Source organism: Modicisalibacter luteus DSM 23508, assembly GCF_000378505.1.
Taxonomy (GTDB): domain Bacteria; phylum Pseudomonadota; class Gammaproteobacteria; order Pseudomonadales; family Halomonadaceae; genus Modicisalibacter; species Modicisalibacter luteus.
On the sequence record NZ_KB899989.1, the window covers coordinates 1 to 26,069 of the forward strand.

Below are 26,069 nucleotides of genomic sequence, written 5' to 3' on the forward strand. Positions count from 1 at the left end.
TAGCGCATGCTCACTTGCCGACCATCGATGTCGATCTGCACGCCGCGAGCTTGCCCTTCCTCGGGCAGGAATTCCGAATAGGGAAAACCGGAACCGATCATCAGCAGCGTGTCACAGTTCGACATCATCTCCCAACTCGGGTTGGTGCCGAGCAGACCGATAGAGCCCGTAACAAATGGCAGGTCGTCGGGGAGCGCTGCGCGCCCCAGCAATGCCTTGGCGACACCCGCGCCTAGCTTCTCAGCGACCTGTATCACTTCATCGGTGGCATTGAGCGCCCCAGCCCCAACCAGGATGGCGACTCGTTCGCCTTCATTGAGCACGGCGGCCGCCCGCTTGAGGTCGTCCTCGTGTGGCGCTATGCGCGGGTGAGAGTAGCCGACACCGGAGTGGATCGTGCCGTGCGCATGCGGAGGCTGTTCAACGGCAGGCTGGGATTGCAGGTCATTGGGAATGATGATGGCAGTCACGGTACGCTCGGACAGGGCAATACGTATGGCCCTATCGACCAAGTGGCGAATCTGTCCTGGACTGGTCGCCATATGCACGTATTCATGAGCGACGTCCTTGAACAACGAAACAAGATCAACCTCTTGCTGGTATTCGCCCCCCATGGCCGCACGTGCCTGCTGGCCAACAATGGCAACGACCGGCTGATGATCCTTCTTGGCATCATATAGACCATTGAGCAGGTGAATCGCCCCCGGGCCGGAGGTTGCCGTGCATACACCCACTTGGCCGGTGAACTTGGCGTGGGCACAGGCCATGAACGCCGCCATTTCCTCGTGCCGGGTCTGGATGAACTCGAACTGCTCGCCTGCCCGGTTCAGTGCTCCCATGATCCCGTTACTGCCGTCACCGGGATACCCGTAGATACGCTTGACATTCCATTCCGATAACCGTTTTAGCAAAAAGTCACCGACCAACTCACTCATGTCGAAGCCTCCATGGCGGAACGAGGCCAAGGCATTAATGCCTTAACCAATGTTATTCAACTAAGGACACGTCAAAGATATAGACGGTCAAAAGGAACATGGCCAATTTACCTTGGTGGTTATATCCCGGCTGTGTCTCGCTTATATTTCGTTAGCCATACAACGCATGACGCAAGTCTTTGTTTAGAGAACGGAAGTCACATTAAAGGCGCAACCAACCACTCGAAATCAGCTTATGTATTATTGTCCATGCTTCTCGAGGCCTCAGGCTACTACTTGAAATATTTGAAAGAATTGTATTTGTTTGAAACAAGACAATGACATAGTACAACTATATAACTATAACCCGCCGAATAACCTACACTTCAGAACAAGGATAGAGGCATGCCGCAGCGTAAACGGATCGAAGACTATGGCTTCATCGGTAACATGCGTACCGCTGCTTTGGTCGATCGAGATGCCTCTGTCGACTGGCTGTGTTTGCCTCGCTTCGATTCTGATGCCTGCTGTGCCGCTATTCTCGGCGATCATGACAACGGTTACTGGAAAATCTGGCCCAGCGACGCGATTCGCTCGACGACCCGCCGCTACCGGGGCGAGACCCTAGTGCTCGAGACAGTAGCCGAGACCGACTCGGGCCAGGTCGCCATCATCGATTTCATGCCGCTGGCGCGTGAGAACGACAGTGTTCTCGACGTGGTGCGTATCGTGGAAGGTCGCAAGGGACGTGTGGAAATGCACCATGACGCCGCCTTTCGCTTCGGCTATGGCCACATCGCGCCCTGGATAAACAAGCATGACTCTGGAGCAACGGTCGTTGCGGGCCCGGACGGGATAAGACTGGAAACGCCGATACCCCTGGAATCACGCAAGGATACAAGCCTGCTGACCGCCAGCTTCTGCGTTCAAGAAGGCGAGCGCATTCCTTTCGTCCTGACCTGGTACCGTTCGTTCTGCGATGCGCCCCCCAGCCGTGATGCAGAACAGGCGCTCTACGAGACCGAGCAATGGTGGCAGGAGTGGAGCAGCCGTTGCGAAATCGATGACCAATACCGCGAGCCAGTCATCCGATCACTTCTGGTTCTCAAAGGGCTTACCCATATAGAGACCGGTGGCATGGTCGGCGCAGCGACGACCTCGCTTCCCGAGAAGATCGGCGGTTCGTTCAACTGGGATTACCGCTACACCTGGCTGCGTGACAGCACTTTCACGCTGTATGCCCTGCTGACATCCGGGTACACCTCTGAGGCTTTGGCCTGGCGCCAGTGGTTGCTGCGGGCCGTTGCCGGCGATCCTGGCAAGCTACAGCCTCTGTATGGCCTTGCCGGGGAGCGGCGCATCTATCAGCACGATATCGAGTGGCTGGCCGGGTTCCGGGGTAATGGCCCGGTACGTATCGGCAATGACGCCTATCGGCAGCAACAGCTTGATATCTACGGCGAGGTCATGGACGCCTTACATCTTGGCCGTTTGCACGACATCGAGCCCGACGAGGACCTATGGGCAATCCAATGCCAGTTGATCGACTACCTGGAAGCGCATTGGCAGGAAAAAGGCATGAGCCTGTGGGAACATCGCGATGAGCCACAGTATTACACGCACTCGAAGGTCATGGCCTGGGTCGCTGTGGATCGCGCCATCAAGAGTGTCGAGGAGTTCGGGCTCGAGGGGGATATCGAGCATTGGAAGGAGCTGCGTCAGCGCATCCACGACGAGGTTTGTGAAAAAGGCTTCAATAAGCAACTCAACAGCTTCGTACAGTATTACGGTGCCGACACACTCGACGCCTCACTACTGCTGATTCCTCAGGTCGGCTTCCTGCCCGTTGACGACCCACGAATGCTGGGGACGATCGAGGCCATTCAACAGCATCTCGTCCGTGACGACTTTGTGTACCGTTTCCAGAGCCGGGAAAAGGAACAGCAGAACCTGAGTAACGGCGAAGGCGCTTTTCTGGTCTGCTGTTTCTGGCTGGTCGACACCTTGGTGCTACTTGATCGCTGCGACGATGCCCAGGCACTCTTCGACAAGTTGCTGTCCGTACGCAACGACCTCGGCCTGCTTTCCGAGGAGTACCATCCTGTCCACAAGTGCCTGCTCGGTAACTTTCCTCAGGCCTTCTCGCATGTCGGCCTGATCAACAGTGCCCATAACCTAAGCCGTGGCAAGCAGGGACAGAGAGGCCCCGCTCAAGAGCGTGGAGAAGAATGAGTCCTCGACTTTGTACTGCCGCTGCTACGCTTAACAGGCAGTTCACTGGAGATCGGAGATCGCTGCCATGCTTGAATTGATCGTTGCCCCGTCGCCGCATGTGGTTGCTTTCCGGGCTGCGGGTCGTGTCACGGCCGATGAATTGCAGGTGGTCATCGATGCCATCGAAGATGCCAAGCGCCAGCACCCGAAGGTCAGCCTGTATGCCGAGATCGATGCCATGCGCTGGATGACCGCCACGGCACTCATCCGCGATATCGGCTACGGCCTGACACAGCTTGGCCAGCTGGAGCATTTCCATCGAGTCGCGGTTACGTCCAACCGCCTCTGGGTACGCCCCATGGCCATGCTGGAAAACCAGCTGTTTCATCCCATCAGGATTCGGGTTTTCTCGAACCGGGAGAAGCAGGAAGCCATGACATGGGCCTGTCACCTGCCCGAGGCGTTCGCAGGGCCAACGGCCAATCGCCCTGGCGGCGATGCGCAGACAAGGCAAGGTGGCCTAAATCGGCAGGTGTGAGACGACCGACTTCGGACAACCACGCCGTTATCGGGCCGGGGCGAAATACGAGGTGGCCTCTTCGGGGATGCTCTTCCGAGGAAACGTAGCATTCAGGCTCGCCTGCGCCAGGCGCAATGGCATGGCGCGTTAGTCCGGCATGCCCACTTGGGCCAAGCCATTTTGCTGCGAGCAGCAGGCGTTTGGCTTACCTTGTGTCATTTAACCTGCCCTCGACACGATGACCGGAGCATGAATGCCGTCGCTTCGCCCCTACCTGTTTCTGTTACTTACGGTCCTGATTTTCTCAGGCAATATTCTGGTCGGTAAGGCGCTGGCCGACTTGCCGGCACTGACTATCTCATGGGCTCGGGTATTTATCGCCCTGCTCTTGCTGGCCCCCCTGGGCCTGCCCCAGATGCTGCGGGCCATACCCACGTTTCGCGCTCATTGGCGCCCCCTGCTGGCCCTGGCCCTGACCGGTGTCGCCTTCTTCAATGCGCTGATCTATGCCGCGCTGAAAACGACTTCGTCTACTAACGTTGCGATACTCGAAGCCACCATTCCAGTAGTCACGATCCTGGTCAGCTTCGTGGTGCTCGGCGAGCGCTACCGTTGGCTGCAATGGCTCGGCGTTGCACTGTCCTTGAGTGGTGCAATTGCTGTCATCACTCAAGGCGATTCGGCTCAGGCTACAGGAATCTCCACGGGTGACGTCCTCATGGCCTTGGCTATCCTGGTCTGGGTCGGCTACTCGCTGCTGGTCAAGTCACACATTGCCAAGTTCCCCCGCTACGGTGGGCTACTTGCCATGCTGATCATCGCCAATCTCGTACTAGCCCCGCTAGCCATGCTGGAGTGGTTCTGGCAAGGCGAAATACCCAGCATCGACGCTTCCCAAGCGCTGGGCCTGGCGTATCTTGGCATTTTCCCTTCGGTCATCGCCTTGCTGCTCTACAGTAGTGCCATAGGCGATGTCGGCCCTACCCGTGCCGCGGTATTTCTCAATCTCTTACCGGTCTTCACCATGCTGGGAGCCTGGGTATTGCTGGGAGAAGCAATTACCTGGGTTCAGGTCATCGGCAGCCTGGTGGTAATAAGCGGCGTCATGCTGACCTTACGCGGACGCCCCAAGGCCTAGGCAAAGAAAAACCCGGGCATCCATTCATGCCCGGGTTCGGTACGTTATTGCTTGGCAGGTGTTACTTGCTCAGCTCAGGCTGTTGAGCAGTCATCCCACCAGAAAGATGATCGTCGAGCCTGCCATTGAGTACATCTTCCGCCTTGGCTTGGCGATTGACGACCGAGCTGGTCCACTGACCCCATACGGTGCTGTCGATCTTGTCACCGTTGTTGCCCAGGTTCTCCAAGCGGCGCTTGTCCTCTTCGGTCAGCACCTGCTTGGGCAGCGGCTGGAGGTGACGTACATCGTCGGCAGACATGCCCAACTTCTCGCCGACACGCTTGCCATACTCGTCGTGAACAAGGAAGAAGTGCCACAGCATGCGTTCCTGAACGTCACGCTCGCACTGACCCAGCAAGTTGCCCATGTTATTGACCAGGTCATCACGCTCCCAGTCCATCATGGTATTGAAACGGCCACGCGCCTGAATGTAGTCATTGCGACGCTCAATGACGCTACGCGTCAGGCGTCCATTGACTTCGGGCGGATTGTTGGGCTCTTCGCGCTGCGCTTCCTGCAGGCCGTTGTGAATCGATGGCTCGTAGTTGACGTGCGGGTTCTGCCCCGGCGCAAGGTCGACGCCGTAGGACATTTCACCACCACGCTGGTTGGTATAAACCTTGCCCTTGACACCTTTGGGCTGGTTAACCGGCAATTGCAGGTAATTGGGCCCGACGCGATAACGCTGTGTGTCGGAGTAGGAGAACGTACGGCCGATCAGCATCTTGTCGTCCGAGAAATCCAGACCGTCAACCAGCACGCCAGTGCCCATGGCAATCTGCTCATTCTCGTTGTGGAAGTCTTCCACATTGCGGTTGAGCGTCATGACGCCAACGTGGCGCAACGGGAACTGATCTTCCGGCCAGATCTTGGTGTCATCAAGCGGATCCCAATCCAGCTCGGGGTGATCGTGATCTTCCATGATCTGCACGAACATGTCCCATTGCGGGTAATCACCGCGCTCGATGGACTCGTACAGGTCCTTGGACGCCGAGCCGAGGTCTTGCCCCTGCACCTTGGCTGCCTCTTCATCGGTCAGGCTCGCCACGCCACAGCGCGGGTGGAAGTGGTACTTGACAAGAACGGTCTCCCCTTGGGCGTTGACCATCTTGTAGGTGTTGACACCAAAACCTTCCATATGGCGATAGCTTGCCGGGATACCACGCGGGCTGAACAGGTGCGTCAGCATATGCATGGATTCGGGTGTCTGGCTCATGAAGTCGAAGATACGGTTGGGTTCCTGGCGGAACGTTACCGGGTCCGGCTTCAGGGAGTGAATAACATCCGGAAACTTGATTGCATCGCGAATAAAGAAGATAGCGAGGTTGTTGCCAACCAGATCCCAATTGCCATCTTCAGTGTAGAATTTCACTGCGAAGCCGCGCGGGTCGCGGGCAGCTTCCGAAGAATCGCGACCACCAATGACGGTTGAGAAACGGATTGCCAGCTCGGTCTTTTTGCCGGCTTCCTGGAAGATTTTTGCGCGAGTGTACTTGGATGCTGGCTCATCACCGATTTTGCCGGTGGCTTCGAAATCTCCATAAGCCACGAAACCACGCGCATGCACGACACGCTCAGGAATGCGCTCACGGTCGAAGTGGCTGATCTTTTCCAGGAACTGATAGTTCTCCAGCGTTGCCGGCCCACGGCTACCGATCGTGCGCTGAGACTGGTTGTTGGTGATCGGATGCCCCTGACGGTTCGTCAGCTGACGTCCGGTATCCTGATGTCCATTGCTCATAGCGTCCTCCTCGAATAATGCTGCCAAGCGGTCCTAGAACAGAGTAGCAGGCCTCATGGTCAGGTAGAGGGAAACTGATTCTATCGTTACGAAAACCAAAACTAATTTGACTAGGCTGAGAAAGGCATCATGGAATGACGACATAGGAGAGGGAGATGGATAACTACCATTTGACGAAAAGCGGCGGCAGCTGGCGCTTACGCAAGCAAGGCTCCGAAGAGGATTTGGTAACCGCCTCTACCAAGGACGAGGCCGTACACAAGACTATATGAGCGACAAACAGGGCTCGGTCAAGATTCATAGCTCAGACGGGCGGATTACCGATGAACGCACCTATCCGCGCAGCATCGATCCTCGTCGCTCAAAGGGCTGAGTCCAGCGCCGCTAACTCTCATGTACCGTCTAGTTCACGTACACAGCAAGCCAAGGCGCACGCCTTGGCTTGCTTAGCGGTGTCTACAGGCCAGATCCGAATGCGATCAGCCCCAGCATTTTACGTAGTTGATGGCTGTTTCGGCTAACTCCTGGTCCAACCCAACCTTAGCGTAGGCGTCGACAGCGTCTGAAATGGCCCTATCGCAACTGGTTCGCTGGGCAAACTGCTCGATTTGCAGACCTATCAAAAACAGTGCGCTGTTCTCTGGCCCTTCGTCATCGACACGTGGCAGATTCAGCCACGGTGCCTTCCTGGCAAGCTCGATTTCGTCTTTCGTGATCATTGACTCTCTTCCCGATTTCTCACCCGTACCCGGTTCACTACGCCGCCTGACGCAGCAAGACAACTCTAGATCAGCGCCCAACGGTAAACCATCATAGATGAGGCACTTCCTGCCCAACGTCAAACTAACAGGCATTTATTGTTGGATCGGCCATGGTTCATATATAGATCGTGCGCATGTAAAGAGTGAGTCAGCACGAGCGCTGAATACTGTTATAACACTTAACTCAATCTTGCTTACCAAGAACCTCCCCATGAGGTTTTATGGCATTAATTGTTTTAATACTGACTTTCACCATCTTCGATTCGTACCTTCGCTGAAGATCATCGATCCTATTTTATGTCAGAGGACGTCCCTTCAAGAGGCTAAAACCATGAAACTCAGCAAGGTAACAGTACTAGTGCTATCAGCTCTGCTGACTACTCCCGCGCTGGCAAGCGATGCAACGGATAGAGCCTATCGAGCAATGAAGCAGCCACTTTCCCAGCATTTGCACCAGCAAGGCGTAAGAATGGGAAATGAAGCTACCGTAGCATTAGCCAGAAGCGAAAACCGATTGGATGACAGCGATGCGCTGATCAAGGCGCGCTATACGAATCAACAACCCATCAACCAGATGGCGCCGTATCGTCCTTGGCAGCGAGAGAAGAGCTCACTGGCGCGGCCTAGAGACTGGTAATAGCTCAATGCTTGGCGAGTATGGCAACAGACACGCCCTGCTACGGCCGGGCGTGCTCCTGCCCTAGGCCCCGTAGAAATCCTCAGTGGCTTTGCATCACTGCATGGTTTACCGCTACTGTCTGGTAAACCCTTTGAATAGAGTACTTTGTAGCAATGAAGCAAATGACTCGCACCTATGAAGGACGCGTACCGGCCAAGGCCGTCTTAGAAAATGGCGCGCTTTGGGTGCCGATCGAACATCACATCGCAGGGGTTTTCGAGAACGGTGAAACGAGCACGAAAATTACCTTCGCCCAAGCCGAAGGTGCTTTAGCTGAGACCACGCTATCTTTAGCGGAGGAGTACCGTGAACTGCTGAAGCAGGCCGACCGCCCCCCGAAGCCTGAGGATCATTTTACGTTACACGAGTTGTCCCCCCCACCTACAACGCTAGAGGCCCCTATCGAACGTGGCGAATGGCAGTTCTACTGGCATGGCAACGAGTTAATCACCAGCCCTATCCCTTCAGCTAGCGCGCCTCGCCAAACTTTCTATCGGCTTCTTCCTCGATTCGATGAAATGACGCTTCAAGATGCGCTGGACCGTTTTGAACGAGACGTCGTTAACCATGGACATTTGCGCATCAGGGTGAAAGAGATAAATATCAAGATAAGGGACAACGTAAAAGCCATAAAAAACGATATTCTTGTTCATGCAGAAAACGGCTCATAACATGAGCGTCATGCAACAACAGTTCATCGTTTTTTCGAAGAAGAAGAACCACTCTTTTCTCTTTATGTTACTTGAGGGCGGGCTGACATCAGCGTCTTGCCCTTCGCCAGCTAATTGCTGCCCTGAAGTGATACGGGCGCGCTAGAAAGCAGCCCCCCAGCATCCATGCTGGGGGTCTGCTGGGCTTCCCTGCCCTGGCTTACCTTTACCGTTCCCTGCTGTTCTTATCCCTGGTCGAGCCATCCTGGCTGCGTACTCCTTGTTGAGCTGTCCTTGGCTCGTCGGGATGTATTCTGCCCGGTATGCGGCTGGAAAGAGAGCAGCTAATCCCGTCTTACCATGTAGGCCAGGGTAGATAGCGGTGTAGGTTTTGGGGCTACTACGAATTTCATCCTGAAAAGGATGCGCTGTTTTCCTGACCAGATTTTTCGTCGGGTGGAGGCTCACAACAGGCCGGAAACGTACTCAAAGAGGACGAGCCTCAGTCGTACCCGCATCATGCTCCTGACCGAGCGGTACGAGGCTCATCCAATCCGTGTTGTAAGACATTGACCATATAGACGGAAAAGAAACGACGCAGGCCCGAGCGAGGCGCAGCAGGATCAGCATCTCCCGCTGCGTAAGATGGCCAGCACTAACTGAAGATTCTGGCACCCCGGAACCCTGACCGCTGGCATCGCGGGACACGAGAAGCCACAAATCACTACGCTCACTCTAAACTGTCTATCAGCCAATACGGACTAGCCTATTTCTTGGTGGCCCTGTCGAATACTCTCAAGACGGAATCCATGACCAGACCGTAAATAAGATGTTGTTTTAACCCCCGCGCATGATCCTGCCATGGGTACTCTTGAGGTTTAGCTGCCAGACCCGTGAGCGAGTTCAGAGCTTCGTCCTGTCCTATAAATAGCCCAAGCCCATAGAGTGCCCCTCGCCCAGTCTTGATTACGGGATAATGATGCCTCAAGACACCGTAGAGTGCGCCTGGACCAATACCAAGGCTGTAGTGCACAAGCTGTCCAGCTGGGTGAGGGTCAGTAGGTGTCATCTCCCTACCGGTTGCCTCCGCAACTTTGTTCGCCGCGACATGCGCAGGATCCATCCCACCAGGACGCACCTCGTTGGTCCGCTCTCGCGTTTCTGCGTCCTCGCGGTGATAGTCAAACCAATCGAACCGATCCATTACCCATACAGCTAATGCTCCCGCCACTGCCCCTTTCAAGGCGTCGCCCATCATGCTGTTCCGCTCCGTACGCTCTTCCATGTGCATGTTTCGCTCCTTGGTTTACCGGTGCAAAGCTATCGAGTATCGCCTCGCTGCCAATCACTGAAATCAGTTCTGTAATATAGCGTTATTACTAGCTCTCCAATGTTTCAGCTCTCTTGGTCAGGGTATGGGGCTTGCTTTAGCAGTTTGGCGAGGTGAGCACAGTTTCGAGCAAGCCCTGCCGTAGCGCTTTGGATATTCTTTGGTGTCTGTTCCAAATCCTTGAAATCGGTTGGCTGCATTGCCTCGCCCACCCAGTAGGTACAGGCACTGGCGGGAATGGTAAAACCAACATCGTTCAAGCCTTGGAACAGTTCGGCAACAATGTGATGTGCGCCATCTTCATTCCCTACAGCCACCACACCCGCCACGCGACCGTACGATACGAGCCTTCCGTGGTCATCCTTCTCGCCAAGGAAGGCATCGAGCCGTTCAAGTACACGCTGACAGATACTGGAGTGATGCCCTAACCAGACCGGGCTGCCCAAGATAAAGATATCGGCGTCCAGAATGCGCTGGCGAATGTAAGGCCATTCATCACCCTCACCTTCGTCTGAGGTCACTCCAGGCTTGATGTTGAAATCTGCAGCACGAATCTGCTCGCCACTTACGCCGTGGCGTTCAAGCTCTGCCAATGTCTCGGATATAAGCCGCTCGCATGAGGACTCGCCGGGTGCGGGTTTGAGGGTGCAGTTGATGGCAAATGCCGTAAGCGCCATGGGTATGGCTCCAAGCTCGATAATACCCTGAGTGTGGCTGCAGGTATGGGTATCCTCAAGCTGGCTCAGGGGCCATCTTCCCCTCTCACGTCAAAGCCCTCGAGATTCCCAGCTTCCTCCCACGTAGGTGCTCCAGCAATTTCCGCTGGATGAGCCAGTCGTGGGTCATGGACCTTTTTATGATGAACAGCGAACGTTAGGCGATAGATGATTTCAATAGTGATGGGGTTGGTCGTATGCCCAGCTAATCATTATTGCTCCTACAAGTTCAGGAAGCTGGCTGCCCCAGGCAGCTAGCTTTTTTGTAAGATGTTATTTACCAGGCTGCCCAGGAAAAGGGATAAACTCAGCATCATCTCCTGGAGGAAGGCGGAAGCGACCATTTTCGAAATCCGCTTCTACCCAAGCCTGCTTGGCGGCCTCCAGTTTTTCCTGGGAAGAGGCGACAAAATTCCAGGAAATATACCGTGGTCCATTCAGGGCTTCGCCCCCCAGTAGCATCAGCCGAGTGCCGGATTCGCCCGCTACAACCGTTATCGGGTCGCCTGGCCGAAACACCATCATGCGGCCAGCGTCGAAGGTTTCCCCTGCAATAATGACACTACCGGACATGACATAAATACCACGATCCTCATGGCCATCCGGCAATGGGAGCTTTGCAGCTGGCTGCAGTACGACATCCGCATAGAACATTTCAGAGAAGGTTTGTACCGGTGCCCGCTCTCCCCAGGCTGTGCCCAGAATCAGGCGGACTTCTTTACCCTCGCCTTCCAGCACCGGTAGCGACTCCTCACCATGATGCTCAAAACTGGCAGGCTGGTCTTCATAAGCTTCGGGAAGCGCTACCCAGGTTTGTATCCCCAACACCGAGTGCTTATTTTGACGAGTGATAGCACTGGTGCGCTCCGAATGAGTGACCCCATTGCCCGCCACCATCCAATTAACCGCGCCAGGACGGATTATTTGGTTAGTGCCTAGGCTGTCACGATGCTGAAACTCCCCCTGGTATAGATAAGTCACCGTAGCCAGCCCAATATGAGGATGGGGGCGAACATCAATGCCTTCATCTTTAAGAAACTCAACGGGTCCCATCTGATCAAAAAAGATGAACGGCCCCACCATTTGCCGTTTCGGAGCAGGGAGCGCACGTCGCACCTCGAAACCACCCAGGTCTCGTGCACGTGGAACAATTAGTGTCTCTATGTCATTCAAACTACCGGCGGTGGGGCATTTGGGCTCTAAATCAGGCATCCAACTCATAGGTTTTCTCCAGAAGTGAGAGGTAGAAAAATGTAGTAAGCACCTTACAAAAGCACATCGTGCCATTCTGAGTGACGCGCAAATTGTGCCTTTGCAAATGGGCATAACGGCATGATTTTCTTGCCCGAGAAGCGAACGTCTTCGACCGCTTTTGCGACTAACGCAACACCCACTTTTTGTCCGCGCATGGCATCAGGCACTTCGGTGCTATCAATGATGATCATCGCATCACCCGCTTTCGAATAGGTCATCTCTGCTTTGGCCCCATTGAGCTCAACTACATAGCGCCCTTTGTTATCGCTGGTTTCATGCTCAATGGTAAAAGAAGCTTCAGGTGTACCAGACATTGCTTTCTCCTTGTCGTATTACCCGGCAAACAACTCAGTATGTGTTCTATAAGCTAATAGTTATCAGGAGCCTTTTATTTCCATAGCGCTTAAGACCAGCACTTAAGACCTTTACTTAAAATTAGGACTAGGCTTAGTACTTAGCCGATTGAATCAGGTCTTACGCTCGGCCTTCATGGGGATGATTGAAAGTCAGGAAATGGCGCACAACCGGACCCTCCTTCCCTTGGTGGAAACCCATAACCTCCTCTTGGATATCGGCGGCTGATTTAGAAACGCGCTTATGTTGACGTAGATGCTCTGCCCAAGATTCGACTTGGAACCATTCCAGCATCAAGCTGGGATCGGCGGAATCCTCGGTAATGCCCCAGGCATAGGCGCCATCGCGCCGTCTTTCAGCCGAGAGCCTAGCCAATATTTTCAGAAAGGCTGAACGATCTGCGAGGGCTACTCGGTACTCTATCTGGATAAGCACCGGGCCGCGGTCATACTCGACTGGAGTTGCTGTCAGTGGCTCAGGCCAATGATTCGACGGCATTAAGTCGGATTCGCCTCTGGGCAACTTGATACGATGTGCAATCCATCCGATCGCTACTAGCCCGACCGCGCCAGATAGTAACGCCAACGGTACGCCAATCCCTTGAGCGATTATCCCCCATGCCAAACTGCCCGCGGCCATGGCACCATTAAACACAGTCAGATATACCGCCAGAGAGCGGCCACGTACCCAGTTGGGAAGAATTGCCTGGGCTACACCGTTGAGCGTCGTCAACGCTGTAATCCATGCCGCACCAAGGATCAACAGAGAGGGCACTGCGAGCCATTTAGGCGGCGCCAGGGATAGCAAAGCCATGACGGCCGAAGTGACCAATGCCGACGTTAGAAGTAGGCCGTCGGCGCTAAGGTACATACGCAAGCGAGGCATAATAACAGCCCCTCCGATTGCGCCCAGACCAACTGCGCCAAGCAATATGCCATAGAAGCCTGGGCCGCCTTCCAGTAACTGACGTGCGACTAGAGGCAGCAGTGCCCAGACTGAGCTAGCCATAGCAAAGAAGAGAAAAGCGCGCAGCAGGACAACATGCAGCTCACGACTGGCGCGGGCATAACGCAGCCCGGCCCGAAAAGCACCTGGGAAGCGTTCGGATAGGCCATCCCGTTGCGTTGCTGGCCGTTTCCACCAAATCAGCGCAGCGATGACAACTACATAACTCAGAACGTCTACTCCATAGGTAAACGCTGCCCCCATGCTGGCCAGCAGCAGCCCGCCCAAAGCGGGACCTACGGCACGAGCAATGTTGACCCCCAGCGAGTTGAGTCCCACTGCGTTCTTGAAGTCTTTCTTGTCTACCAGCTCGGGGACGATAGCCTGCCAAGTTGGCCCCATCAGAGCAACACCTATACCCCCTATAAAAGTAAGCATTATCAGTGATGCCACAGAATGCTGATCCGTAAGCGATAGAATAACGAGGCAAACGCTGACACAAGCCAGCAGAAGCTGAATACAGATCAGCAGCTTACGCCGGTCGAGCATATCGGAAAGCACACCTGCCGGGATCGCCAAGAGAAAAACCGGCAGAGCAGCGGCAGCCTGAACCATAGCGACGGCCGCTGGCGAAGAGGATAGATCAGTCACCAGCCAGGCACTGGTCACATCACGCACGAAACTGCCAATGCTGCCGATAATGGTGGCCGTCCAGAGTACGGCGAAGAGCGTCTGCCGCAACGGAGCAAAAGCACTGTCCGGAGGTACGGGAAGAGGAGTGGATTGGGCCTGGCTCATGTCTCTAGCTCCTGCAACCCAAGGGGTCTTTGCTCCAACGAAGCGTACGCATGCATTAGGCGTTCACCTTTAGACGGCCCAGCAGGAGCAGCCGAGAGCCCCGAACAAGCCTTTCAGATCAGACGTCGGCGCGTTGGATGCCCAGGCCCGGGCATGATCATGGCCGTGTAGACCACACGCGCTTGCACAGCCACAGCTGGTCATCGCTTGGGCGTGCAACGGTGCCAAGGAGTTTTTACCTGCACCTTCGGGCTCGCCCCAGGCACCGTAGCCCTTAAAGGTGCGCGTCGGTGACCAGTCAGGCATGGCAGGCGGCAGCAAATTGTCGTCCAGTGATGCAAAATCATTGTCACCATAGACAATGCGCCCACCCACTACCGTCAGGTCGGAGGTCAGGAAGGAGATTTCGTCTTCAGGCACGCTGAAGAAGTCCCTACTCGGTACGATAAAGTCAGCGAAATGACCGGCCTCAATGCGGCCCCGCTTGCCTTCCTCGTTGGCGAGCCAGGCCACCTTCTCGGTCCACATGCGCAGTGCTGTCTCGCGATCGAGCAGATTCTCTCGTGGATACAAGCCGAGACCGCCGACCGTTTTGCCGGTGATCATCCACGACAGTGACACCCAAGGATTGTACGAGGCCACACGGGTAGCATCGGTACCAGCGGATACCTTAACGCCCTTCTCGAGTATGCGTTTGACGGGTGGTGTCGCCTCGGCAGCGCGGGCTCCATAACGTTCGACAAAATATTCGCCCTGGTAGGCCATGCGATGCTGCACCGCGATGCCGCCACCCAGTGCAGCGATGCGGTCAATGGATTTGTCAGAGATGGTCTCAGCGTGGTCGAAGAACCAGTTAATGCCTTCCAGCGGAATATCCTGATTAACCTTCTCAAACACGTCCAGCGCGCGAGTAATAGTTTCGTCGTAGGTAGCGTGCAACCGCCAGGGCCATTTGTTTTCTGCCAGCACACGCACGACTTCTTCCAACTCGTCTTCCATTTCTGGCGGCATGTCGGGGCGCTCTACACGGAAATCCTCGAAGTCGGCAGCCGAGTACACAAGCATCTCGCCGGCGCCGTTGTGGCGGAAATAGTCATCGCCCTGCTTGTACTTCACGCTGGAAGTCCATTTCAGGAAGTCTTCCTTTTCTTCCTTAGGTTTCTGCGTAAACAGGTTGTAGGCCAGACGAACGGTAATCTGCCCTTCGTCAGAAAGCTTCTGGATAACGTCGTAGTCTTCCGGGTAATTCTGAAAGCCCCCACCCGCATCGATCACGCCGGTCACTCCGAGGCGATTCAGCTCACGCATGAAGTGGCGAGTGGAGTTTACCTGGTAGTCAAACGGCAGCTTCGGCCCCTTGGCGAGCGTGGAGTAAAGAACCATCGCGTTGGGCTTGGCCAGCAGCAGGCCGGTGGGATTACCGTTGGCATTGCGGGTGATCTGGCCGCCAGGCGGTTCGGGCGTGTTCTTGGTATAGCCAGCGGCGCGCAAGGCAGCACCATTAAGTAGAGCGCGATCATACAAGTGCATCAGGAACACAGGGGTGTCAGGAGCGATCGCATTGATTTCTGCAAGGGTCGGCAGGCGTTTTTCCACGAACTGGTGCTCGGTAAAGCCGCCAATCACGCGCACCCATTGCGGTGCGGGGGTAATGGAGACTTGGCGCTTGAGCATGTCCATTGCGTCGGCCAGCGAGCGTACGCCGTCCCAGCGCAGTTCGAGATTATAGTTCAGGCCGCCGCGCACCACGTGGGTATGGTTGTCGAACAGGCCGGGCAGTACGTTACGGCGCTGGAGATTAACGACCTGGGTGGCTGGGCTGGCCAAGGCCATGATCTCCTGATCCAAGCCGACGGCTAGGAACCTGCCATTTTTGATCGCGACGGCAGTGGCGTTAGGGTTCGCCCTATCAAGAGTCGTGATCTGGCCGTTATGGAAGATAATGTCGGGAGCAGAATCGGACATGATGGATACTCCTTTGTTAAGGCCTGTGGTAGAGGTGCTATGTCCTGATCCACTGCACAATGCCAGCGAGAATATTATCGACGTCTTAGCACCACAGACGTTTTGGCGGTATGTTCTCAACTGCTGGGTGCAAACGTAATATAAGGGCGGCCCGAGCCGCCCTGTAACGGCCTAGATATCTGCGTGAACCGGCGCCAGCGTGGGGCCGTGCTTCACCCGCTCTTCCGCCTTGTGCACCATGGTGTAGGCATAATCGATGCCCATGCCGTAAGCACCGGAATGCTCTTTCGCCACGGCCATGACCGCGTCGTAGGTATCGCGGTTCTTCCAGTCACGCTGCCACTCCAGCAACACTTGTTGCCATGTCACTGGTACTACACCAGCCTGCACCATCCGCTGCATCGCGTAGTCGTGGGCCGCCAGGCTAGTGCCGCCGGAGGCGTCAGCCACCATGTAGATTTCGTACCCGGCATCGTGCATCGCCGAGAGCGCGAAAGTGGTATTACAGACTTCTGTCCAAAGACCCGAAACAATGACTTTGTTTCGCCCGTTATTCTTGAGTGCATCGCGTACTTTCTGGTCATCCCAGGAGTTCATCGACGTGCGTTCGAGGATGGGCGCATCAGGGAACACTTCCAGCAATTCAGGATAGGTATGACCCGAAAAGCTTTCGGTCTCGACAGTGGTAATGATCGTCGGGATGCCGAACACTTTCGCGGCCTTGGCCAAGCCAACGGCATTGTTCTTCAAAGCTTGTCGGTCAATCGACTGAACCCCGAAAGCCATCTGCGGCTGTTGATCGATGAAGATCAACTGGGAATTGCTGGGGGTTAAGACTTCAAGCTTAGGGTTCTGCATTGGGATCACCTTTGACAAATGCGATGGGTTTCGTGAAACGCCAATTCACTGTCGCAAAGTGCCGCCGCTGATTCTTGGATGGCTGTCTTAGGTTGGGATAAGAGTGTGATGAGAACGCCCGAACAACATTCGAGCGTCCTCAAATATCAACTACGGATAAACGCCAGCACGTCGGCGTTGAACTTATCGGCATCAACCTGCGCAAGCCCATGCGAACCACTAGGGTAGACTTTCAGGATGGAGTCGCTGACGATCTCAGCAGCCAATTCAGCAGACGCCGCGAGTGGAACGATCTGATCATCATCGCCGTGGATGAACAATACGGGCTTGTCGATGGCTTTCAGGTCAGCGGTATAATCGACTTCGGAGAACTCGTGAATGCAGTCATAGTGCGCCTTGATCCCACCCTGCATGCCCTGCAACCAGAACGCCTCCTGAAGCCCTTCATTGACCGCGGCCCCTTCCCGATTGAAACCGTAGAACGGAACGGTCAGATCTCGGAAAAACTGTGAGCGGTTCGAGGCAGTACCCGCACGAATGCCGTCAAAGGCGTCCATTGGGGTACCGTTAGGGTTGCTTTCGGTTTTCAACATCAAGGGCGGAACTGCGCCAACCAATACGGCTTTAGACACCCGCGCAGAACCATGACGACCGATATAGTGCGCCACCTCCCCGCCGCCAGTGGAGTGTCCGATCATGATGATATTGCGAATATCCAGATGCTCAAAAAGCTCTGCGAGATCATCAGCATAACGATCCATATTATTGCCATCCCAGGTCTGCTCCGAGCGTCCGTGGCCCCGGCGGTCATGCGCAATAACCCGGTAGTCCTGCTGACCAAAAAACAGCATCTGGTTATCCCAGGCGTCTGAGGAAAGCGGCCAACCGTGCGAGAAAAAGACTGGCTGGCCCGAGCCCCAATCCTTATAGAAGAGTGTAACGTTATCGCTGGTAGTGAACGTAGTCATGGATACAGCTCCTGTTGGCGGGTACCACTGAGACGATAAGGTGCTAATAACGAAGACAATAGAACAAAGATGTCGCGTTTGGATGAATAGAGGTTTCAAGAACTGGTTGAAGAGACTAAAAACACCGTCCGGGTTAACGGAAGAAGCCAAAGCGCTGATCGGCATTTCAACGATCTTGAGTTGTTCACAACAAAAGGTCGTGACTCGGTATAGGGAAACTATCTATGGGCATTTCACGGCCATTTATTTAAATCAACGTATACTGGCTGCGGGCATGGCGGATTGTTGCAGGAGGGATAACGAGACTCGCAAGCTATCAACTTTCACACATCGCTGAATAAGTCTCGTCATCCCTGCTCCGATTATTTTGCGCTATCAGGCACTGGCGTATTGAGCAACTGCTGCTCCCACATGTACGCGATACCGCTGCCACCGCCATGCTGCTGCATCACCTCAATCAGCTCAGCGATATGTTCGGTCCGCGCCCAGTCTCGCTGCCACTCAGACGCCACAGCCACCCAAGTCATCATATTTACGCCGGCCGCAATCATGCGCTGGATGGCGACTTCGTGGGCCTCAACCGAAACACCGCCTGATGCATCCGTGACTACAGTGACATCCCAGCCCTCACCAGCAGCCTGGATAGCCGGCATCGCGACACATATTTCGGTCCAAAGACCAGCGATGATCAGTTGCTTGCGGCCCGTCGCCTTGACCGCGTCTGCTGTCGGCTTGTCTTCCCAAGTGTTGATCAATGTGCGGTCGATCACCTCTTGGTCGGGGAATACATCAGTGATCTGAGGAAAGATATTACCGCCTTGGGCAGCGATTACACTCGTCAGGATGGTGGGAACGTTGAAGGCTTTGGCAGCCTTCGCAAGCGCCGTAGAATTGTTAAGTACCATCGTTGGTTCGTGACTATTCAGATTCGCGAGCTGGTAAGGCTGGTGGTCTATCAGCAGCACCACCGAGTCTTCGGGACGAAGAAGAGACGCAAGGCCATTACGAAAAGTCATGAATATATCCTCTGTCGGTTGCCATCTTTTGAGAGTTTGGTTTCCGTTAGCAATGCGCCAGCGGCGACATTGCCCGGAATTAGATACTGCTGCACTTACGCTTGACATGAATGCCGCTTGTTATTCGCCTCATGTGCGGTTACCTATTGCCATCGCCTCGTCATGAGCGAATGAATGCAAGCAGATCTGCATTGTGGTCGACCTTGACAAGCACGATGGGATTCGTGAAACGCCTGGTCACTATCACAAAGAGCCGGCGCTTATTATTGGATGGCTGCCCGAAATTTGGATGCGCGTGTAATGAGCGACGCCCAAAGACCGTTCAGGCGCCACAAGTATTAAGAGGGGATAAACGCAAGCACATCGAAGTTGAAGCGATCGGTTTCAACCTGCGCCAGCCCAAACGAATGTCAACGACTGCCAAAATGAAAGGTACTTGCAAATCAAGCTGCTGAACCGGGCGACTCGCAAGGTAACCGCTACGGATAAACCCCTTTCGCAGATATAGGAGAAAGGCTCTGAGCGCTTTGAGATGAGCATAGGTTCTTACTGCGCCAACGACGGCAGCGGTCTATTGGCTGTGATGTCAGCCGGGCTGGGGATTGGCCAACTTTTGACCGCTGCTTACCGCCTTACATTGAAAGAGAGAGGGATTGGTACCAACTATCTCAGACCGATTCCTGCCCCGGATCGGAGGCCGTAACCAATGTTTGGAGGTACATAACCTCCAGTAAACGGCGTAACGTGCGAGGGCTGATGATAGCAAGCGCCACTCAAACGTGTCCGCAAGCTACTCAACAATGGCCGTGACGCGAATCTCAACACGCATCTCCGGCAATCCCAGGGCATCTGTGCCGGTTTGAGTCCATATAGGCGCATGGTCAGGCATATAGTGACGGTACAACCGGGTCATGGTCTCATTAACCTCCGGCGGGAAGCCTCCCTTGTGATAAGAGTTCACGTGGATCACATGCTCCCAGCCCGCACCAGCCGTGGCCAGTGTACGTCCCACATTCTCAAAGGCCTGCTCAATCTCTTTCACTAGCGAGCCCGGTATCTGGAACTCATTATCCCAACCGCCTTGTCCAGATGTCTCCACACGGTTACCGACTCTAACCGCCTGTGAATAATTCAACATTTCTAAGGCTTTATCACCGTAGCCGGGAGTGACGAAAAATTCAGGTTTTCTCATGTTGCTCTCCAGATTATTTAACCTTATCGCATGATATAAACAACGTTGGCGCTCACGTCCTGATAATTTTTAAACACCCTCTAAAAGCAGTGACACCCATTACTAACCCAAAAACCACCAATACTCCCCCCGTAGCGCGCTTGCCCCAAACGGCGGAACCCGGTTTAGCCAGCTTCGCTGCCATTGTTCTTGCTGCAAATGCGTAAGCGCTCGACACGATCAGTTTGATAAACACAAATAGCATAATTAGCGGAAGTAACGCATAAATGTGCGAGTCCTGTCGGGTACTTACAAATTGCGGCAACAGCGATGAGAAAAATAGAATCGCCTTGGGGTTGCTGAGCCCAACCATGAACGATTGTCGCCAAAGTACAGGTATGCTTTGCAGCGTTGTAGGCTGTTCGCTGGTCATACGAATATTTTGAGCCAGGCAAAACTGCTGCATACCGAGCCATAAAAGATAAACAGCACCGGCAACCTTGACGGTCCTAAACACAGTTGGGTTTGCCTCCAGTAGCGCACCAACTCCCAGTAGTGAGAAAACTGCGAGCCCGGCGATAGCCACCAGATCTCCAGTGAGTATCAAGATAGCCCGGCTTGGGCCATGCACCAGTGCATTGTTTACCAAAAGAATTGTCGAGGGTCCCGGCGAGCCAACTTGCATCGCAGCAATCATTGCGAATAACAAATACTCAGTGAGCAACATAGTGAACACTCCTTAGAGCGCGTTTCAAAATCTACCTTACAGTCGCCTCGAGATGATTCAGCGAAGTCGACTTCTTTCCGACAATGCTTTCGGCTGCAACGTGGTACTCGGCATAACTTCCAGGGCCGTCAAAAATTTGTGGGGTGTACCAGACTTCGTCGCCTGGCACGAAGCTCGTCACACCTGGCCCAACGGCTTCGACAACACCCGACACGTCATGCCCGGTAATGGCCGGCAATGGCACAAGGTCTGGATAGTCGCCACGTCGTACCTGGTAATCCAGCGGGTTGATGGAGGTTGAGTGTACCCGCACCAGCACTTGTCCCGCCTGTGGCACTGGCTTGGGCAACTCGGTAAGTTCGAACGATTCCGGGCCGCCTAATGATTTAATTAATTGCGCTTTCATTGTAGATCCTCGCTTCGACAAGACGGGGTATCGGAGAAGGACATCACATACATGTCGTCCCAACGTGTTGCCAAGGTTACAAGCGCCATGATCATTACCAGGATTAGAGAGCCGGCACCTTCCGTTTCAATGTTCACTCCCGCGTAAATACTGATGATCGCCATGGCGTAAACACGGAGCTGTCACCTTGACGATGGCGTAGAGAGAGGCCAATTTTTAGTTAACCCTCAGTCTTGCAATACTGCTGAAAGTAATCTCCAGTCTCCCCAAAACGACTGTCTGAAAATTGGACAGACGTACGAATCTGGAACATTTATGCGGTCAATGGATTGCTTTACGATATTAAGTCTCTCAGGCACTTCTAACCGCCTATGCCTTTTATGGTCGCCTCCCGTGGAAGTCCCACCAGCATGCCCCGCCTTGCAGCACGTCTGCGCATCCGGATTTATCACCGCAAGCTGATTCCAAAACCAGAGGTTGGTCCAATACCCGTTATGGCCGCTCGGTAATACTCCTCTCACCTACTCGGCAGCCGAGGAACAAGCAAGGGCGCGGCCTACGACCTCTTTCTGACTCGTACGCTAAAACATGCTCGACTCGGAGGAGAAATGGCCAAGGCCGCGGATGTCGTTGTGCAGTGCCTTGAGAACGAAGGTGTCGAGTACGTGTTCGGTATTCCCGGTGAAGAAAACCTGGATCTGCTGGAGTCGTTGCGCCGCGCCAGTATCAAGCTGGTATTGACGCGCCATGAGCAGTCAGCAGGTTTCATCGCAGTCACCTATGGCCGGCTGACCGGGGGGAAATGTTGAGGCACTGCTCGAGTGCCCTTTTTTACGCCTCGTCTAGAGACGACCGATCTAATATAAGCTACCTAAAATCTTGGAGAAAGACATGAAAATTTTAATGGTTCTTACGTCGCACGACCAACTTGGCGACACTGGCCGCAAAACTGGCTTCTGGCTCGAAGAACTGGCAGCTCCCTACTACACATTTAAGGAAGCTGGTGCGGAGATTGTGTTGGCATCGCCCAAAGGCGGCCAGCCGCCGCTTGATCCAAAAAGCAACGAACCTGCGTTCCAGACAGATCTCACTCGCCGTTTTGAAGACGATGCAGATGCCAAGGCCCAACTTGCCAACACCGTTCGTCTGGACAGCATTTCGCAAGCCGATTTCGACACCGTGTTCTATCCCGGTGGCCACGGTCCGCTTTGGGATCTAGCTGAAGATAAGAATTCGATTGCGCTGATCGAATCCTTCCTCGCAGCAGAAAAGCCCGTTGCACTTGTCTGTCATGCTCCTGGCTTACTTCGTCACGTTAAGACCCCCAGTGGCCGTCCGCTGGTAGAAGGCAAAAAAGTCACTGGTTTTGCTAACAGTGAAGAAGCTGCTGTCGAACTGACCGACATAGTGCCCTTTCTGGTTGAGGATGAGCTGAAGGCCAAAGGCGGTATCTTTTCGAAAGGCGACGACTGGGCGTCCTATGTCATCACTGATGGCCTACTGACCACTGGTCAAAATCCAGCGTCCTCGGCACCAGCCGCAACTGTTCTGCTAAAACAACTCGCGGATAGCAAGAAGTCATGAATATCTGGCAGATAATGACTCAGAACGAGTGAACGGATCGATCAGGCCATGCAGGAACTGATGGTCAGATCGCGCTTATAGTTAAGAATACACTACTCAAAAAAGAGAGGGATGCGATGTTAAACCAGATCAAATCGGCCGGTTGCTGACGCCACTGACTCGATGGTGATTGCCAAGGAGGAAACCTTTAATCCAGTCGCCGCTCTTTTCCGCTTCAAGACCGAGCAAGAGGCCGTTGAAGCAGCCACCTCTGAGTTCGGACTGGCTGCGTATTTCTATACCCGTGACCTATCCCGCGTGCTCCGTGTTTCAAGGGCACTGGAAAGTGGGATGGTCGGCGGAAATGCAGGCTTGGTTACCACCGAAGTTGCCCCCTTCGGCGGCGTTAAGGACAGCGGTCTCGGCAGCGTGGGCTCCTCACATGGCATTGCGGAGTATCTCGTTCTCAAGTACGTCAGTCTTGCCGGACTTTGAGCGCCACCAGCGCTACCGAACTGCTAACCATTTTCTTGCAGGAGTCGTCAAGGTGAAGATCTTTATTGTGGGAGTCACTGGTAAAATAGGGTTTCGTTTAGCACGCATCCTAAAGGAGCGCGGCGACGAGGTCGATGGCCTCTACCGGCAGCCAGACCAGGCTGGAATGCTCGCTAGTATTGGTATAACCGGCACCTTCGGTGATCTCGTGAGCACTGATCCGCAGCAACTGGCGGAAGCCATGCGGGGAAGTGACGCCATTGTCTTCAGTGCTGGTGCTGGGGGCGCTGGTAGCGAGATGACCGAAGCAATCGATGGGAATGGCATCACCAAATCGATCGCCGCTGCCAAGTTGGCTAGTATTAAGCGCTTTCTTCTGATCTCGGTATTTCCCGAGGCATGGCGTGAACGGCATATGGACGAAGGCTTTGAGCACTACATCATGGTGAAGAAGCGTACAGACATAGAACTCTCCCAGAGTGGTCTGGACTGGATCATCCTGCGTCCATCCGCGTTAGAGGATAAAACCGGCGCCGGGACGATCAATCTTGGAGTCGCCCAGATCCACACCGAAGTCAGCCGTGATGATGTGGCGGCAACTCTCGCAACGCTACTCCACACACCCGCAGTGAGTCGAAAGATTCTTGAACTAACTGAAGGAAATACGCCGATACCGGAAGCCGTTAACGCAATGACTATCATTTGAAACGCATGCATCTAAGGAGCCAGCAACAAAGAGAGGGGCACACAATTTAGGCATCAAAATGTCGCCGTCATGGTAAATCACATGCTTGAGGACATCGCTAAAGCCAAGCTCAAGGTCTTTGTAGACCTGAGTTCTTCCTTGAGGCATGCGGCCAACGCCCATGAGTATGCTGCTGTGCGTTTTTCCAGCAACTCTGCAGCAGAAGCATGGCTGGGCTCAAGCATCCGAGAGGAGTGGTTATCGTCTATCGTGTTCGCACTCGCTTCTGATGAACAACTGGAAATAAAAAGTGGAATTGATTTCTGGTTCACACCCCGACCTCGAAAGCCAAGCACCCACTAGATATAACAATGACTTATAACAACCACTGTAATATGGCCTCTAGCTATAATAACTCCGGTACTGTATCAGCCGCTATTCAACATAATTCCTGCGATCACGTCTGGGATGTGCGCCCTAGAATTATCGCCGCGACCATACTTGCCCTCTTCGTATACTTAATCATGCCCAGGGTAGTTCGCCTCGTTGCCGGCTGGTTGTTCCGCTAGACCTTTGACGAGGAAGCTGTGAAGAATGCGATCACTGAGGGAGATATCAGGCGCAAATCAAGGTAGCTTTTTAATAACGAACTCGTTAAATAACTCGGGTTGCCTGACGATAGCGATTCATCAGCAGGCTTTTGACAGACGTCGTCTTCGGCACGTATAGGATGCTACAGCCCCCCTTGGTCTGCATTTTCAGAACGTAGGAACGAGCTCCATATTAGGGCCGACTGACGCCGATAATCGGCCGCAGGTCAAACACCAATACCTCTGCGCCACGTCCATTGTTGAATTTGAGGTTAGCCTCATCCATAATCTTGGCTCCATCTCCGCCCTGTAACAGCTCGCCGTTTAAAGAAACAGAGCCTCGAACAATCTGGACATACGCATAGCGTCCAGTAGGTAGTTCCAGATTCGCTGCCTCGTTCCCATCAAACTCTCCAACATAAACCCGTACGTCTTGATTGATGACTAACGACTGCTCATCGCCGTCTGGCGACAGGATTAAAGCCAATTGGCCACGTTTTTTTAATGAATCGATCGAAAACTGTTGATAACGGGGCAGCAGGTTAGCTTGGGAAGGAACTATCCAGATCTGAAGAAAATGTACCATGTCGCTTTGTGATGCGTTGAATTCACTATGCACGATGCCAGCCCCCACGCTCATCAATTGCACATCGCCAGGTTTGATGCTGGAACCATTGCCAATCGAGTCTTTGTGCGCTAGCTCACCTTCCAACACGTAGGAGAAAATCTCCATGTCACGATGCGAATGTGAGCCGAAGCCCATCCCAGGATCTACTCGATCATCATTGATCACAAGCAGATCGGAAAAGCCCGTCTGCTCAGGGTCAAAATAAGAACCGAACGAGAAAGTATGCGCTGATCGCAGCCAACCATGATCAGCTTGACCTCTTTGTGCTGCTGCTCGAACGCTAATCATAATGTACTCCCGACCTGTGTTGTTTGATGGGATGTAGCGGCAGTTAACGCCGCCTGAGAAGAGGGATTAGCCGTATGCAGCTTTCGCCAGGTTTGCGGTGACAAGCCTGTTTCGCGTCTAAATACCCGACAAAAGTGTGACTGGTCACAAAATCCGAGAGTAAGCGCAATTTCGCTTAATGGGTGCGTGGAACAGAGCATATATCTCTCCGCGGCCTCCACTCGCCTGGCAGTCACATACATTAATGGCGTCATTCCGGTCGTCTGCTTGAACGCATGCGAAAAATGGCTGACGCTCAAACCCAGTAACGCAGCTAATTCGGTTGTGCGAATGCAGTGGTCAAGATGCTCATTTATGAATTCATTGACACGCGAGATCTGCCACCGTGCCAATCCTCCCTTGTGTATGCGCTGCGCCCCTTCGCTCTGATTCTCAATCGTTAGCAAGGCGATCGCCTGATACAAATAAGTCGAAGCGATGTCGAGATCGTGATCAATCGCTCGCTCCGCTTCCGTTAGCAACGTCAGCAGTTGCCTATTCTGTTTCAACCACTCGTGACCACAAGAAGAGGTACTGCTCACTGGATAACATGTGCTGACACTCCCGTTCATAGCTTACGCTCCTTGGCCAAGGGCAAACTCGGGTAACTTGCT

The 26,069-nt window shown here is 54.0% G+C and carries 26 protein-coding genes and 1 pseudogene; 10 read left to right on the plus strand and 17 right to left on the minus strand.

Annotated features, from left to right (window positions below; all coding sequences use genetic code 11):
- A partial coding sequence (locus F568_RS0100005) for a thiamine pyrophosphate-binding protein (protein ID WP_019016649.1) occupies positions 1-935 on the minus strand: 935 nt, incomplete at its 3' end.
- Positions 936-1,319: 384 nt separating this feature from the next.
- Between F568_RS0100005 and F568_RS0100010 the strand changes: the two genes are divergently transcribed.
- The 3 genes from F568_RS0100010 (at position 1,320) to F568_RS0100020 (ending at position 4,786) form a co-directional block, all read left to right on the plus strand.
- Positions 1,320-3,146, plus strand: a complete 1,827-nt coding sequence (locus F568_RS0100010) for a glycoside hydrolase family 15 protein (RefSeq protein WP_019016650.1) — start codon at positions 1,320-1,322, stop codon at positions 3,144-3,146.
- Positions 3,147-3,213: 67 nt separating this feature from the next.
- On the plus strand, positions 3,214-3,666 hold the full coding sequence (locus F568_RS0100015) for a SpoIIAA family protein (protein ID WP_019016651.1): 453 nt from the start codon (positions 3,214-3,216) through the stop codon (positions 3,664-3,666).
- A 235-nt stretch (positions 3,667-3,901) separates the two neighbouring features.
- Entirely contained in the window at positions 3,902-4,786 is an 885-nt protein-coding gene (locus F568_RS0100020) for a DMT family transporter (RefSeq protein WP_019016652.1), read from the plus strand.
- Between the two features lie 61 nt (positions 4,787-4,847).
- Here F568_RS0100020 and F568_RS0100025 read toward each other — a convergent pair whose 3' ends face one another.
- Positions 4,848-6,569, minus strand: a complete 1,722-nt coding sequence (locus F568_RS0100025; RefSeq protein WP_019016653.1) for a catalase — start codon at positions 6,567-6,569, stop codon at positions 4,848-4,850.
- A gap of 479 nt (positions 6,570-7,048) precedes the next feature.
- Positions 7,049-7,288: a hypothetical protein gene (locus tag F568_RS0100035; RefSeq protein ID WP_019016654.1), complete on the minus strand. Its 240-nt coding sequence runs from the start codon at positions 7,286-7,288 to the stop codon at positions 7,049-7,051.
- Positions 7,289-7,661: 373 nt separating this feature from the next.
- Between F568_RS0100035 and F568_RS0100040 the strand changes: the two genes are divergently transcribed.
- Together F568_RS0100040 and F568_RS0100045 are read left to right on the plus strand one after the other, a co-directional pair.
- Entirely contained in the window at positions 7,662-7,967 is a 306-nt protein-coding gene (locus F568_RS0100040; protein ID WP_156817300.1) for a hypothetical protein, read from the plus strand.
- A gap of 164 nt (positions 7,968-8,131) precedes the next feature.
- The gene (locus F568_RS0100045) at positions 8,132-8,680 is read left to right on the plus strand and encodes a hypothetical protein (protein WP_156817301.1); all 549 of its coding nucleotides are present in this window, start codon (positions 8,132-8,134) and stop codon (positions 8,678-8,680) included.
- 745 nt (positions 8,681-9,425) lie between these two features.
- On the opposite strand, the gene F568_RS0100050 is transcribed toward F568_RS0100045, so the two are convergent.
- The 12 genes from F568_RS0100050 to F568_RS0100105 all read right to left on the minus strand — a co-directional run bounded on the left by F568_RS0100050 (position 9,426) and on the right by F568_RS0100105 (position 21,167).
- A complete protein-coding gene (locus tag F568_RS0100050) occupies positions 9,426-9,950 on the minus strand; it encodes a hypothetical protein (protein WP_019016657.1) in 525 nt (174 codons plus the stop codon).
- A gap of 104 nt (positions 9,951-10,054) precedes the next feature.
- Positions 10,055-10,666, minus strand: a complete 612-nt coding sequence (locus tag F568_RS0100055; RefSeq protein ID WP_019016658.1) for a flavodoxin family protein — start codon at positions 10,664-10,666, stop codon at positions 10,055-10,057.
- A gap of 312 nt (positions 10,667-10,978) precedes the next feature.
- Entirely contained in the window at positions 10,979-11,926 is a 948-nt protein-coding gene (locus tag F568_RS0100060; protein WP_019016659.1) for a pirin family protein, read from the minus strand.
- 44 nt (positions 11,927-11,970) lie between these two features.
- The gene (locus tag F568_RS0100065) at positions 11,971-12,273 is read right to left on the minus strand and encodes a GNAT family N-acetyltransferase (protein ID WP_019016660.1); all 303 of its coding nucleotides are present in this window, start codon (positions 12,271-12,273) and stop codon (positions 11,971-11,973) included.
- A 160-nt stretch (positions 12,274-12,433) separates the two neighbouring features.
- Positions 12,434-14,056 carry an MFS transporter gene (locus tag F568_RS0100070; protein WP_019016661.1) on the minus strand — a complete coding sequence of 541 codons (1,623 nt, stop codon included), beginning with the start codon at positions 14,054-14,056 and terminating at the stop codon, positions 12,434-12,436.
- 69 nt (positions 14,057-14,125) lie between these two features.
- On the minus strand, positions 14,126-16,021 hold the full coding sequence (locus F568_RS0100075; protein WP_019016662.1) for an amidohydrolase: 1,896 nt from the start codon (positions 16,019-16,021) through the stop codon (positions 14,126-14,128).
- A gap of 171 nt (positions 16,022-16,192) precedes the next feature.
- On the minus strand, positions 16,193-16,879 hold the full coding sequence (locus tag F568_RS0100080) for a hydrolase (RefSeq protein ID WP_019016663.1): 687 nt from the start codon (positions 16,877-16,879) through the stop codon (positions 16,193-16,195).
- 146 nt (positions 16,880-17,025) lie between these two features.
- Positions 17,026-17,847, minus strand: a complete 822-nt coding sequence (locus F568_RS0100085; protein WP_019016664.1) for an alpha/beta fold hydrolase — start codon at positions 17,845-17,847, stop codon at positions 17,026-17,028.
- Between the two features lie 362 nt (positions 17,848-18,209).
- A complete protein-coding gene (locus F568_RS0100090) occupies positions 18,210-18,863 on the minus strand; it encodes a hydrolase (RefSeq protein ID WP_019016665.1) in 654 nt (217 codons plus the stop codon).
- Between the two features lie 790 nt (positions 18,864-19,653).
- Positions 19,654-20,055, minus strand: coding sequence for a RidA family protein (locus F568_RS0100095; protein WP_019016666.1), 402 nt, complete (start codon positions 20,053-20,055; stop codon positions 19,654-19,656).
- A 52-nt stretch (positions 20,056-20,107) separates the two neighbouring features.
- On the minus strand, positions 20,108-20,761 hold the full coding sequence (locus tag F568_RS0100100) for a LysE family translocator (RefSeq protein ID WP_019016667.1): 654 nt from the start codon (positions 20,759-20,761) through the stop codon (positions 20,108-20,110).
- A 31-nt stretch (positions 20,762-20,792) separates the two neighbouring features.
- Positions 20,793-21,167, minus strand: coding sequence for an alcohol dehydrogenase catalytic domain-containing protein (locus tag F568_RS0100105; protein ID WP_019016668.1), 375 nt, complete (start codon positions 21,165-21,167; stop codon positions 20,793-20,795).
- Positions 21,168-21,775: 608 nt separating this feature from the next.
- On the opposite strand from F568_RS0100105, the gene F568_RS0100115 reads away from it, so the two are divergent.
- The 5 genes and pseudogenes from F568_RS0100115 to F568_RS23740 all read left to right on the plus strand — a co-directional run bounded on the left by F568_RS0100115 (position 21,776) and on the right by F568_RS23740 (position 24,273).
- Positions 21,776-21,976: a thiamine pyrophosphate-binding protein gene (locus tag F568_RS0100115; protein ID WP_019016670.1), complete on the plus strand. Its 201-nt coding sequence runs from the start codon at positions 21,776-21,778 to the stop codon at positions 21,974-21,976.
- Positions 21,977-22,058: 82 nt separating this feature from the next.
- Complete coding sequence (locus F568_RS0100120) at positions 22,059-22,751, plus strand: type 1 glutamine amidotransferase domain-containing protein (protein WP_026300228.1); 693 nt, start codon at positions 22,059-22,061, stop codon at positions 22,749-22,751.
- A gap of 156 nt (positions 22,752-22,907) precedes the next feature.
- Positions 22,908-23,225 (plus strand): annotated as a pseudogene (locus F568_RS0100125) (aldehyde dehydrogenase family protein); the annotation flags it as partial.
- Between the two features lie 52 nt (positions 23,226-23,277).
- Positions 23,278-23,931: an SDR family oxidoreductase gene (locus F568_RS0100130; RefSeq protein ID WP_019016673.1), complete on the plus strand. Its 654-nt coding sequence runs from the start codon at positions 23,278-23,280 to the stop codon at positions 23,929-23,931.
- Positions 23,932-24,012: 81 nt separating this feature from the next.
- Complete coding sequence (locus F568_RS23740; RefSeq protein ID WP_019016674.1) at positions 24,013-24,273, plus strand: putative antibiotic biosynthesis monooxygenase; 261 nt, start codon at positions 24,013-24,015, stop codon at positions 24,271-24,273.
- Between the two features lie 420 nt (positions 24,274-24,693).
- On the opposite strand, the gene F568_RS0100140 is transcribed toward F568_RS23740, so the two are convergent.
- Together F568_RS0100140 and F568_RS0100145 are read right to left on the minus strand one after the other, a co-directional pair.
- Positions 24,694-25,416, minus strand: coding sequence for a pirin family protein (locus F568_RS0100140; protein WP_019016675.1), 723 nt, complete (start codon positions 25,414-25,416; stop codon positions 24,694-24,696).
- On the minus strand, positions 25,413-26,027 hold the full coding sequence (locus F568_RS0100145) for a helix-turn-helix domain-containing protein (protein WP_019016676.1): 615 nt from the start codon (positions 26,025-26,027) through the stop codon (positions 25,413-25,415). Before F568_RS0100145 ends, F568_RS0100140 begins: the two co-directional genes overlap by 4 nt.
- Between the last annotated feature and the right edge of the window lie 42 nt (positions 26,028-26,069).